Annotated in this window: 9 protein-coding genes; 4 read left to right on the forward strand and 5 right to left on the reverse strand. The window is 56.4% G+C overall.

What is annotated here, in order from left to right:
- Window positions 1-8 precede the first annotated feature (8 nt).
- Window positions 9-938, reverse strand: a complete 930-nt coding sequence (locus Pr1d_RS21955) for a GumC domain-containing protein (protein ID WP_148075531.1) — start codon at window positions 936-938, stop codon at window positions 9-11.
- Between the two features lie 171 nt (window positions 939-1,109).
- Entirely contained in the window at window positions 1,110-2,093 is a 984-nt protein-coding gene (gene galE / locus Pr1d_RS21960; RefSeq protein ID WP_148075532.1) for a UDP-glucose 4-epimerase GalE, read from the reverse strand.
- Window positions 2,094-2,281: 188 nt separating this feature from the next.
- Between galE and Pr1d_RS21965 the strand changes: the two genes are divergently transcribed.
- Complete coding sequence (locus Pr1d_RS21965; RefSeq protein WP_148075533.1) at window positions 2,282-3,280, forward strand: TIGR03032 family protein; 999 nt, start codon at window positions 2,282-2,284, stop codon at window positions 3,278-3,280.
- A 109-nt stretch (window positions 3,281-3,389) separates the two neighbouring features.
- Here the strand turns inward: Pr1d_RS21965 and Pr1d_RS21970 are convergent, their stop codons facing one another.
- Window positions 3,390-5,780, reverse strand: a complete 2,391-nt coding sequence (locus Pr1d_RS21970) for a serine/threonine-protein kinase (protein ID WP_148075534.1) — start codon at window positions 5,778-5,780, stop codon at window positions 3,390-3,392.
- Between the two features lie 56 nt (window positions 5,781-5,836).
- On the opposite strand from Pr1d_RS21970, the gene Pr1d_RS21975 reads away from it, so the two are divergent.
- From Pr1d_RS21975 to Pr1d_RS21985, 3 genes are all read left to right on the forward strand, one after another.
- Window positions 5,837-6,403, forward strand: a complete 567-nt coding sequence (locus tag Pr1d_RS21975) for a sigma-70 family RNA polymerase sigma factor (protein WP_168205413.1) — start codon at window positions 5,837-5,839, stop codon at window positions 6,401-6,403.
- 129 nt (window positions 6,404-6,532) lie between these two features.
- Window positions 6,533-7,066 (forward strand): RNA polymerase sigma factor, encoded by a 534-nt coding sequence (locus Pr1d_RS21980; protein ID WP_168205414.1) that lies wholly within the window; start codon window positions 6,533-6,535, stop codon window positions 7,064-7,066.
- Between the two features lie 87 nt (window positions 7,067-7,153).
- Complete coding sequence (locus Pr1d_RS21985; RefSeq protein WP_148075537.1) at window positions 7,154-9,373, forward strand: vWA domain-containing protein; 2,220 nt, start codon at window positions 7,154-7,156, stop codon at window positions 9,371-9,373.
- A 91-nt stretch (window positions 9,374-9,464) separates the two neighbouring features.
- Here Pr1d_RS21985 and recG read toward each other — a convergent pair whose 3' ends face one another.
- Complete coding sequence (recG, locus tag Pr1d_RS21990; protein ID WP_148075538.1) at window positions 9,465-11,549, reverse strand: ATP-dependent DNA helicase RecG; 2,085 nt, start codon at window positions 11,547-11,549, stop codon at window positions 9,465-9,467.
- Between the two features lie 97 nt (window positions 11,550-11,646).
- Window positions 11,647-12,108, reverse strand: coding sequence for a ribonuclease HI (gene rnhA, locus Pr1d_RS21995; protein WP_148075539.1), 462 nt, complete (start codon window positions 12,106-12,108; stop codon window positions 11,647-11,649).
- Window positions 12,109-12,114: the final 6 nt, after the last annotated feature.

A 12,114-nucleotide genomic window follows, 5' to 3' on the forward strand; every position in this document is an offset into this window, starting at 1 on the left:
ATTATTCCTCACACACTCCGCGTACCAAAACACTTCCCCATCAAGGCCAAGATTACGCATACCAAAACGAATGTGCCAACTCCGCCCAGCGCTATAATGCCATATCTCATGTCGGGATCGATTTCCTCCGTGTTGAATGCGTTTTGCATGACTTTAATTCTTTCCACGCTCGAATTGTCCATGTCCATGATCTTCAGTCTTCGTAGGTAAAGCGATAGTTCGCGTCGAAGTTCTTCGAGCTCATCGATTTCTTGCTCAAGCATCCTCAGTTCACCATTGCGTAATCCCTTCGGCTTAGAAGAACGAGAGCTAATTTCATTCACATCATCCTGCTTTCCCTCGTTTGCAGTCGCGTTGCTCTCAAGCTCCTGTTCAAGCATGTAATACTTTTCTAGCTTGCTGCGAAGTTCGACCTCCAATTGCCTCAATACCGTGTCAAGTCCCGCCATCTCTTCAAACTCTTCGATCCTGTCTGCAGCTACTATTTCATTCATGTATGCCTCAACGACTGCATCGATGATTTTTTTCATTTCGTCGGGGTCTTCATTACCCTCATAGCTGATCATGAGTATCTTACTCTCACCTGGGAAGGACGCCTGCAGTTCATCCTGGAGCCACGTAAGCTCATCCGGACGATTCTTCACCACAACATTGAGCTCGCGAATATCGCCTCGATTGAGTGCAGCCATCAAGACAAACTGACTTTTCAGCAAAGTTAGTTGGGTTTCCTTAAAAATCTCAAATTCTTTCTCCGAAAACCGTTGCTCCGGATTAAGAAACTTCATGCTTGAGGTGTTGCTATCGACTTGCATATAGGCGGTTACAGAGAAGGGCTGAGGTAACCACCAAAATAAAAAGGCACTGACAAGGATCGCCAGCACAAGACTCAAGAATAGAAATACTGGTGGACGAAACAGAAAGAAACGATCGGAAACCATGGCGAGAACCCTTGCGATAAGAATCGATCACGAGAGATGAACCATGGGCTACTATAGCAGTTCGTCTGAATCTGCAAAGCTACCAGGGGCTTTGGAAACAGAAATAAGTAATGTGCCCCAAGAGAGGGTAATTCAATCATTAAGATTGATGCAAGTGAGAACTTGGTACGATCAATCCCCATACCCTTCCGGGTGTTTCTGGTGCCAACCCCAGGCACTTTCCACAATCGACCCGATCTCTTTATGCTGCGGTTGCCAGTTGAGCACCCGGTTCGCCTCGCGGGCATCGGCTACCAGCGCCGGCGGATCCCCTTCACGGCGCGGGGCCACCACAGCCGGGATGGCATGACCCGTCACGTGGCGGCAAGCCTCGATCACCTCCAACACACTCGCCCCACTGCCGGTGCCGAGATTCAATTTAAGCTGAGTTCCATCCTCAAGCTGCTCCAGCGCAGCCAAGTGCGCCGCCGCCAGATCGTCGACGTGGATATAATCGCGAACGCAAGTGCCGTCAGGAGTTGGATAATCGTCCCCAAAGATTTTCACGTTCTTGCGTTTTCCCAACGCCACTTCCAAAACCAGCGGGATGAGATGCGTCTCGGGATCGTGATCCTCGCCGATCGTACCATCCGCTGCAGCCCCCGAGGCATTGAAGTACCGCAGCGCCGCATAGCCCCACCCGTACGCATGGCTATAATCGGCCAACGCGTGCTCGATCACCAGCTTGGTAAATCCATAGGGATTGATCGGCGATTGCTTTTCGGCCTCGGTGATTGGCACAACGTCTGGGACACCATAGGTCGCGCAGGTACTGGAAAACACAATTCGCTTTACCCCCACATAGCGCATCGCTTCCAACAGTGAGAGTGTCCCCACGACGTTATTGTGGTAATACTCCGCTGGGTTGGTGACCGATACCCCCACGTAGCAAGAAGCAGCAAAGTGCATCACCGCCTCGATTTGCTTTTCGCGCAGGGCTCTCTCTAAAGCCAGCCGGTCGTGCAAGTCTCCCTCGATCAACCTCCCCTCGGGCACTGCCGCTCGATGTCCCTCGGAAAGATTGTCGTAGACCCACACCTCATGCCCTTCGTGCATCAGCACTTTGGCAGCATGCGAACCGACGTAACCCGCTCCACCACACAGTAATACTTTCATTTTCTTTCCCTATTCCTGCCTCTTGTCTCAGATCCGCCGTGGCGGGCGGCTTCGCGTGATCAATCTTGAGAAATATCAGATTAAGACTTCCCCTGTCGTTTCGCAACCAACCTCTGACCTTCCGGTCGAGGCTAGAAAAAACCTATAACAGTTACTCCAAGGAACACTCGCGAAGAGACAAGTTGTATATGACAGAGCAAAGCGAAGATTCTGCTGACGAAAAAATACCCCAGCGACCGCTCAAGTGCCGCTTGCAGGGCAACTTCGCTGCATGGCTGCACCGCTCGGGCGGGAGTCTGGCAATCACCACTTACACCTCTGGCAAGCTGGTTCTGGTTGGCAGCACCGACAGCAAGCTTGCTATCAACGCCCATAAATTCGCCCGCCCGATGGGCATGGCCCGCAATGGCAGCCGACTCGCCATTGCGGTCCGCGAGCAGATCCTTACCTTCCGTCTGCAAGATGATGGCAAGTTCATCCCCGAGCGAACCTACGACACAGGCAAAGTGAATGCCCACGACCTTGCCTTCGGTCGTCGCGGCATTTACTTCGCCAATACCCGATTCAATTGCTTGGCTCGCGTCTCCGACCGCAAACAGTTTGTCCAGTGTTGGCTACCTCCATTTATTTCCACGATGTTCGCCCAAGACCGTTGCCACTTGAACGGCCTTGGAATGCAGGCAGGCTCACCAGCCATGGCCACCGCTTTCTGCGAGACCGATGAAAAAAATGATTGGCGCAAAGAAGACCGTTTCACTTCTGGCGTACTCATCGATGTGGCTCGCAACGAGATCGTCGCGCGCAATCTCTGCATGCCCCACTCGCCCCGTCGTTATCGACGAGCATGGTGGTTGTGCAACTCGGGCCATGGCTCGCTCTCGCGATTCGATCCCAGCAGCAGCGAATGTCAGGAAGTCTGCGCACTGCCAGGGTTCACGCGGGGGTTATGCTTCACTGGCAAATACGCGCTCGTGGGCCTCTCCAAAATCCGCCCCAAGCACATCCTCGACGCCCCCCCGGTCCGCGCGCGCCACGGGGAGCTAACGGCTGGCGTTGCACTCGTGAATCTATCCACCGGCAAACAAGAGGGGCTGCTGGAATTCGTTGAGGGGGGCAACGAAGTGTTTGAAGTTGCTTTCTTACGCGACGTCAAAGAGCCTCGCCTGCAACATGAAAAAGAAACCTAGCGAGCCGGCCCGTCCTCGGGCCCGGCTAAGCCTCGGGCTCAAGGAAAGCCGGGCCCGGGGACGGGCCGGCTCGCTCATAATTCAATCCGAACTCCGCTTTCCTCGTTCCCTAAACTCCTCGCGGGGTCTCGATCGCGATCTTCTCCAGCGCCGCGATATTCGAATCGATGTATCGCTCGAGAATAAACATCGCCGCGAAGCCGATGATTCCCACACCGCTCACCACCATCAGCGCCCACCGCCGGGAGTCATCACCACCCGACGCGGTCACGAGTAAAATTCCCAGCATGGGCACAAGTGCTGACAGCGCCAAATGGATCAAATTAAGTTTCTTGAGCTTCTGCAGATCACGCCATCGTGGCCCAGCCACAAGGCCGTTGCGCACGATAGCGGGAAAGTAAACTCTCACTGCCAACGCCGTCAGAATAAAATAAGGGAACACCGCCGCCGAGATTCCACAAAGCGCCAACGACATAAAGAAATGCGAATAGAAGCCGACGACCCCCTCGATCTCTCCGCCCATGTTCATCACGAGCGGAAAGACCAAACCGGAGACACTCCACATCCCCAGCGTCAGCAGTGAAACAAACCAGCCGAAGAATAGTACTTGTTTCCCCCCCTCTGCGGACAATTGAGGTTTCGTGCGATCCAGTTGGCGGGCAATCTTCCGCACCACCCACACTCCCACCAACACTCCGAGTGGGAAGACGATCCCGTTGATCCAAAGTTGCACTGTCTCGAACCACTCCGACAAATCCGGAGTAATCCGACTGCGATTGTAGAGCAGGTTGAAACGGCCAGCCAAGGCATTGGGCAACAACCCCGCGATCACGACCGTCGGAATCGGCAGCGCCAGCATTAGTTTGACGATCGCGCTCCGCGGTTCTTGCAACAACTTCCAGCAACGCGGTTCCAAACAAAGCCGCAACTCCCGAGCGACTTCGTCGGCCGTCTGATAGCGTTCTTCCTTCCGCGAGGCGAGGCATTTCATCAGTACTTTGCGCAGCGACTCGGGGCAATCGCTCGGCAGCGCCTGACGCATCGCATTGAAATCCGCGTAGTGCCGCCGATCAATCATCCGCTGAATATGTGCTAGCGACCCACCGTCGGAAGGCCCATCATCAAAGGGACGCGTACCGACCAATAGTTCCCACAGCATCACTCCCAGCGAATAGACATCACTCTGCCCGCGCACCAATTGAGGGGAACCACCCAACACTGGGTGACACGCCTGCAATTGCTCCGGCGACATGTAGGCCAACGATCCACCAAACGCCTCGGCCGGATCCTCGTCGGCCCGTCCGCCGTTGTAACTCACATTAAAATCCGCCAGCTTCGGCAATCCCTCGGGAGACAACAGTACATTGGCAGGCTTGATATCGCGATGCAGTACGCCGCGCGAGTGCGCGTATCCCAACCCTTCGGCCAACTGGGCTCCCAAGCGAGCGACCACCAGCGGCCAGCTGGTTTCCTCCAGCCAGTGCCGATGCGAAGACCCATCAGGCCGGGCCGTACCACTCGACCCAAGATGTTCGTCCACCACATCCAGTAGCAATTGCCCCGTGCGTTGTTTCTGGGGTGTGCTACGCACCCGCTTCACCACGTCGAACACCGTGCCGCCGGGGATGACTTCCATGTACAACAGCCGCGCCGGCGGCGAAGTACTTGCCCGTTGGTCAAACACGCGCACGACGTACTGATGGTCTAGCTGCGCAAGCGTCTGCGGTTCGCTGCCGGTGTGTTTAGAAATCTTTAATGCGACCAGTCGCTCCATGGACATCTGCCTGGCAAGAAACACTTGGGCGAATGCCCCGCTTCCCAGTTCAGTGAGAAGTTGAAAATCATCGACGGTTTGTCCCGCCTCAAAACGAAGCGGAATCTCTTCAAGCTGCGACGGTCCCTCACCTTTTCCTTTCAGGGCATCGCTCCTGACAGTTGAGCCGTAATAGGTACACGTTGGCGAACCCGAGACCGCCATCCCCCCCACGAGTGCACAGAGTGAAGTTGCCTGCTCGGGAAATCGTTCGCGGATCTCCTCCTCAGTCACCCGATCCCCAGCTTGCATCCGCACCTGCAATTCTTCGTGGATCAAGTCCACTGGCAGTTCTACCGATGTGCCCAAAACAGGAAACTCGGCAGCATACTCCTCCACCCTCAGGGGCGATCGACCATATTGCCAGCGATATTCGAGATCGAGCTTCACCAACTCGGGGAGCACCAATTTCACGAACTGCTCATCCTCGCTAGGCAAAAACTCCGCCAGCCGCGGTTCAGCCGCCCCCTGCGAGAAATGGGCCTCCCATGCCTCCGACAACGCATCAATAGCACGAGCAACCCGATCCCAACGATCCTCATCGCTCTGGGCGGCTGGCTTCGATAGGCTAGAATGGTGCGTGGTCATAGCGATGGAATAGAAAGCAGTTTCCGCCTCAACATTCTTGAAGTAACAATACTCGCACTGGTGAGTGGGTGAGTAAGTGAGTAGGTACAGATGGAACACCTACTCACCTACTCACTTACTCACTCCCTCACATGAACGATCATGATACCCAAATTTTGGCCTCTCTGCGAACCGGCGATGAAAATGCGCTCGTAGAGTTCCTAAAAACGAACGAGGCTTCGCTCTTGGCGTTTATTCGCAGTCGCATTGGTTCGCAGCTGCAGAAAAAAATCGAGCCCGAGGACATCCTCCAAGAAGCCAGCATCGAGGCGATTCGCATCCTGCCGACCACCGACCTCTCGACTTGGGACCCGCTGCATTGGCTTTTTCAGATCTGCGAGCGGAAAGTTATCGATGCCCACCGCAAGTTCTTTGCCAGCCAAAAACGCGATGCCAGTCGCGAAGCTGCCATCCCCGACGGTAGCGAGGCGGCCGGCTTGGGCGATCTCTTGGCCGCTAGCATGACCACCCCCAGCGCCGCTTTCTCCCGCGACCAGAAACAAATTGCCATGCTCGCCGCCCTGGATACCCTCCCCGAAGACCAGCGCGAGGCATTGCGACTGCGCTATCTGGTCGGTCTCTCGTCTAAAGAAATCGCCAAGAAGATTGGCAAAACCGACGGGGCGACCCGAGTGATGATCTCCCGGGCGTTGAGTCGGTTGCATGAAATGCTGGCAGAATGATTCGAATGCGGAATTCGGATTGCGGAATGAATAAGAATTCCCGCCTATTCTGCACTCCGCAATCCGAATTCCGCATTTCTCTGAACCCTTTTCATCGCCAGCCTGCACTATAGGGGCATGTCAGCCGTCATGAGCCAATCCCCGATCAGCAAAGACGCCAAATTGGCCCCGACCGAGCTAGCCCAACTGGTCCGCGAGCACCAAGCCGACATTTGGCGTTACCTTCGCTACCTCGGTGCCACGCCCAGCGACGCCGACGATCTCACGCAAGAAACCTTTTTGGCCGTCGCCCGAGCAAACTTCATCGAACAAAGCCCACCCCAGACGGCAGCGTACCTGCGAACCGCGGCTCGCAACCAACTACTGATGGCCCGCCGCCGGGAAAAACACCAAATCAACACCGTCGAACTTGCCACCGCAGAACAAGTCTGGAGCACCCTGGTCCCCGATACCGGAACCGCCGGCTTGTTCGCAGCCTTGGCTGACTGCCTGGAAAAACTCGAAGGCCGCGCCCTTGCGGTGATTGATGGTTTTTACCGAGACCGGCGCAGCCGCGAGGAACTCGCACACGAGATGCGTATGAAACCCGACGGCGTGAAGACGCTGCTAAGGCGCACGCGAGAAGTCCTACGCAACTGTATCGAGAAGCGAACTGAAAGTTGAAGACCAGCGATGCGTTGCATCGCGGCTACTATTTTCACTCGACAAAGAAACCCCTAGCCGCGATGCAACGCATCGCAGGGCACCACCATGAACGACAAGAACCAACACGACTGGCACGACACTCTCATCGACCGCGGCCTGGCCGAACTGGTCGGCGGCGAAACGCCCCCCGATCTGACCGATCGTATCCTCGCCGCGGCTGACTCAAACCAGGCAGAGAAGGTAACTCTTGCAGAAGGAACCGAGACGATGAATACAGCAAACTCAACCACCAAAGTTTGGATCACCCTCGCCGTCGCTGTATCGCTTGGTGGCGTCGTCGTAGGTTTACTCTTGCCGGAGGTCAAAGAGGCTCGCGAAACGGCACGACGTAGCGAGATGCAGCAAGTCGAGCAACGAAATCCTATCCAGCATCCGAATACAGAAGTTGGAGATTCACTACATCTACCTCAGGGGAAGTTGGATGTTACTGGGCAGGCAAATGCTGAACCATCATCGCAGGAAGGAGAAGAATTCGCTTTTAATTTGGGATTCGCTCGGGCCAAACCTCAAACCAAGCAGGAAAGTTCTGGAAGCGAAAGTGACAAAAGCATCAATCAAGAACTACGCATTAGGCGGTTAGGCAGGTCTTCTCGTTCTAATGAATCCCCCTCCTCTCCGACCATGCCCAGTCCTTATTACTTGTCTGACGACGTACAGTACTACGCCTCTGGTAGTGGTAATAAAGTCCCAGCGAGAGAAAGCATTCGAAGCGCCGGCCAACGATTCAGCAGCGATGCTGGTTTCAAACCTAGCTTCGGTCGACAATTAAATGAGTGGGGATTGCCTCCCCAGCAAGGCACCGGCCCCGACACCTCGGGCGACCAGTACACCCGCATCAACGAAAACCCCTTTATCAAAGCCGTGGGTGGCGACGCGGTCAGCACGTTTTCGATCGACGTTGATACGGCCAGCTATGCCAATGTGCGGCAATTCCTTGAGCAATCCCGTCGCCTGCCGCCGCCTGATGCCGTGCGGATCGAGGAACTGGTCAACTATTTTGACTACGACTACGCCGGGCCTACCGAAGACAGTCCTTTTGCTGCCCACATGGAAATCGCCGCCTGTCCCTGGAACGCCGAGCATCGACTGGCGCGGATTGGCATCAAGGGCCGTGAGATCGATCGCCAGGCACGACCTCAATCGAACCTTGTATTTCTGATCGATGTCTCCGGGTCGATGAATGATCCGAATAAGCTGCCGCTCTTGATTGAAGGCATGAAACTCCTCACTCGCGAGTTGGGCGAGAACGACAAGGTCGCCATCGTGGTCTACGCCTCCAGCGAAAGACTAGCGCTGGAGAGCACCCGCGGTGATCAACAGCAGACGATCCTCGCGGCGCTCGATCAATTGCGATCAGGTGGTTCCACTGCTGGCGGGGCGGGCATCGAACTTGCTTATAAAACCGCCCAGGACAATTTCATCAAAGGGGGCGTCAACCGCGTGATCCTTTGCACCGATGGCGATTTCAACGTGGGGGTCACTAACACCGCCGACCTTGAGCGGATGGCCGAACAGAAGGCGAAGGAGTCCGGCGTGTTCCTCACAGTCCTTGGCTTCGGTCGCGGCAATCTCAACGACGCGATGATGGAAGCGATCAGCGGCAAAGGGAACGGCAACTATCACTACGTCGACAATCTCACCGAGGCCCGCAAGGTTCTCGTGGAAGAGATGGTCGGCACACTGGTGACGATCGCGAAAGACGTGAAGATTCAAGTTGAGTTTAACCCGGCCCAAGTCGCCGGATACCGTCTGATTGGTTACGAGAACCGCATGTTGCGCACCGAGGATTTCAACGACGACAAGAAAGACGCTGGTGAAATCGGTGCGGGGCACACAGTGACCGCGCTCTACGAAATCATCCCCGCGGGGAAGCGTGTCGATACGCCGGCCGTTGACGAGCTCAAGTACCAACCGCCGCTCGCCGACTTAGCGGAGACCGCGAAGACGCAAGCGAGTGATTCAGATTCGAGTGGTGAATTGCTGACTTTGAAACTCCGTTACAAACTCCCCGACGCCGATACGAGCACGAAGATCGAGTTCCCCATCACCGACAAGGGCGAATCCTTCGCCGACGCGAGTGACGACTTTAAGTTCGCCTCCACAGTGGCCAGCTTCGGGATGTTGCTCCGAAGTTCCCAGTACAGCGGCAACGCCACCTACGACACCGTTCTAGAAACCGCCTCCACCGCCAGCAGTCGCGACCCCCACGGCTACCGCGCTGAGTTCATGGATCTGGTGCGCATTGCCAAGCAATTACAACGATAGCCGCGACTCTACGAGTCGCCGGACTTCCCTGCGACGCGTTGCGTCGAGGCTATTTCGGCTCTCGACTCTTAACGCTCAACTCTCAAGCTCCCTACCCCACATCACTAATATCCAGCGCCTCGCCATACCGCTTGAGCATCTGCTCGCGCAATCGTTCATGCTCCGCATGTTTCAGCCCAGGGTCTTCACTCACCAAGAGCTGCGCTTCGCGACGGGCTTCTTCGAGTATTTCGCGATCCCGCTGCAAGTCGGCCAACCGCAATGGGGGCAAACCGTGCTGCTGCGTCCCAAACAGGTCGCCGGGGCCGCGCATCGAGAAGTCTAACTCCGCCAGTGCAAAACCATCCGTGGACTTAGAAAAAGCCGTCAACCGCTCGCGGCCTTGTTCGCTCAATTCTTCGCTGACCAACACCCCGCAGAATCCCGCATGGTTGCCACGTCCCACGCGGCCTCGGAGTTGATGCAGTTGCGCTAAGCCAAACCGTTCCGCGCCAGCCACGGTCATCACCGAAGCATTCGGCACATCGACCCCCACCTCAATCACCGACGTGCTCACCAACACCTGGGTCTCGCCGTCGCGAAACAGGTCCATCGTCTCCTGCTTGTCGGCGGCCGTCATTCTCCCGTGTAACAACGCCATGCGAAATGCTTCGAGTTCGCCATTGGTAAGCTGCTCAAACGCCTCTGCGACACTGGGGGCCGAGATGGTTTCTGACTCATCCACCAACGGTGCCACGACATACGCCTGCCGCCCTTCTCGTAGTCGATCGCGCACAAATTGCCACCACCGCGCCTGGTGATCCGGTTCGACGAGATAAGTATTGATCGGTTGCCGCCCGCCGGGGAGTTCCGTCAACGTGGAAATATCCAGATCGCCAAACAGAGTCATCGTCACGGTGCGCGGAATTGGCGTGGCGGTCATCACCAGGTAGTGCGGTGACATGTCACCTTGCCGAAGGGCGGCCCGCTGCTTCACACCGAACTTGTGCTGTTCGTCGATCACAACCAGCCCCAGGTCTTTAAATTTTACCGAGTCTTGGATCACAGCGTGCGTGCCAAGTACCACGTTGATCTCTCCCGAGGCGATCTCGGCGAGTATCTGCTCCCGCTCGCCCTTGGCAGTCCCACCGGCAAGCACCGCGAATCGCACACGGCTTGCCTCCAACATCCCGGCCAGCGTGTCGGCATGTTGCCGAGCGAGAATTTCCGTCGGGGCCATCAACACCGCCTGTTTACCATGAGCCACCGCCACCAGCATCGCGTACAACGCCACAAGTGTCTTGCCACTACCCACATCCCCTTGCAGCAAGCGATTCATGGGGCGATCGAGAGCCATGTCGGCACTCACCTCGGCAATCGCGCGGTTCTGACTCTCGGTCAGTTCAAACGGCAGAAGCCGCCGAATACGCGCATCAACCTTGGTGGTCGCCGGTAGAGGTGGCGCTGGCAGCGAACGTTGCAAAGCCCGCCGCGTCGAAACGGCCAGCTGCAACACAAACAGTTCCTGAAAGATAAATCGTCGCCGCGCGCGTTCCAGGGTTTCCTGATCCGCCGGTTGGTGGATCCCACGAATTGCCTCGGCAAGTGGTGCAATTCCATAGCGTCGCAGCAACTCCTCCGGAAACACTTCTTCCGGCACCTCGGCAAGTTCTTCCACCGCCGACCACGCCATTCGACGCATGTAGTACTGCGACAATCCCTCGGTCAGCGCATAGACAGGCAACAACTTCCGACCGGCAAGTGGGTCTTCTTCGTCGGCCAACCAGGTGATCTGTGGGTGAGACATCTCCCACATCATCCCCCGCATCTTCGGCTTGGCGGTGAGTAGAAGTTGTTGTCCTTCGTGAAACTTGCCAAACATGAACGGCTGATTGAACCAAGTTGCCCGCAGCGAGCCACTCTCATCCTGCACCAGGATCGAGACACGACTCTTGCCAAACCCCTTGTTCGCTATGGCGATCTCGGTCACGGTCCCGCGCACACTCTGCAACTCGTCTTCTTCAAGCTCTCCGATCGGCCGCTCGTCTGAGAGGTCTTGATAGTCGCGGGGAAAATCAAAGAGCAGATCGCTTGCCGTGCGAATTCCCATCCGCTCCAACAGCCGAGCCCGCTCCCGCCCAACATGGCGAAGCGATTCGACGGGAGAAAGCAGGGTTTGCTTTATGGCATCGTTCATGCCCCTATTGTAAAAGAATAACCGCGACTCGACGAGTCGCCGGAGGGATCGGAATACCTGCGACGCGTTGCGTCGCGGCTATTGCTGGATCTCAACGCTATTTCAGAAACTTCTGATACGCTGCCACCGCCAGCTCATCCACGCGATCGTTCTCGGCGTGACCGCTGTGCCCCGCCACGCGGGTGTACTTCACCTCATGCCGGGCCAACTGAGCGTCGAGCAGTTTCCACAGATCTTCGTTCTTGACCGGCACAAACCGTTTCCCCTCTTTGCGGCGCCAGCCGTTCGCCTTCCACTTGGGCATCCACTCGCTCATCCCTTTGCCGACGTACACACTGTCGGTGAACAACTCCACGTGTGTAGGTTTCTTCAGTGCCGACAAACCCTCGATCACGCCGGTGAGCTCCATGCGGTTGTTGGTCGTCTCGCGCTCGCCGCCGGAGCGCTCCATCTCTTTGCCCGTCGAAGGATGGCGCAGAATAAACGCCCACCCACCGGGCCCCGGATTCCCGCTACAGCCGCCATCGGTATACAAATGAACTTGAGGAAGTTGCATCATGGTTGT

It is taken from the genome of Bythopirellula goksoeyrii (assembly GCF_008065115.1).
Classification (GTDB): Bacteria; Planctomycetota; Planctomycetia; order Pirellulales; family Lacipirellulaceae; genus Bythopirellula; species Bythopirellula goksoeyrii.

Coding starts and splice junctions, on each gene's coding strand:
- Pr1d_RS21955 (WP_148075531.1), bottom strand. CDS start 938: ATGGTTTCCGATCGTTTCTTTCTGTTTCGTCCACCAGTATTTCTATTC.
- galE (WP_148075532.1), bottom strand. CDS start 2,093: ATGAAAGTATTACTGTGTGGTGGAGCGGGTTACGTCGGTTCGCATGCT.
- Pr1d_RS21965 (WP_148075533.1), top strand. CDS start 2,282: ATGACAGAGCAAAGCGAAGATTCTGCTGACGAAAAAATACCCCAGCGA.
- Pr1d_RS21980 (WP_168205414.1), top strand. CDS start 6,533: ATGAGCCAATCCCCGATCAGCAAAGACGCCAAATTGGCCCCGACCGAG.
- Pr1d_RS21985 (WP_148075537.1), top strand. CDS start 7,154: ATGAACGACAAGAACCAACACGACTGGCACGACACTCTCATCGACCGC.
- recG (WP_148075538.1), bottom strand. CDS start 11,549: ATGAACGATGCCATAAAGCAAACCCTGCTTTCTCCCGTCGAATCGCTT.
- rnhA (WP_148075539.1), bottom strand. CDS start 12,108: ATGATGCAACTTCCTCAAGTTCATTTGTATACCGATGGCGGCTGTAGC.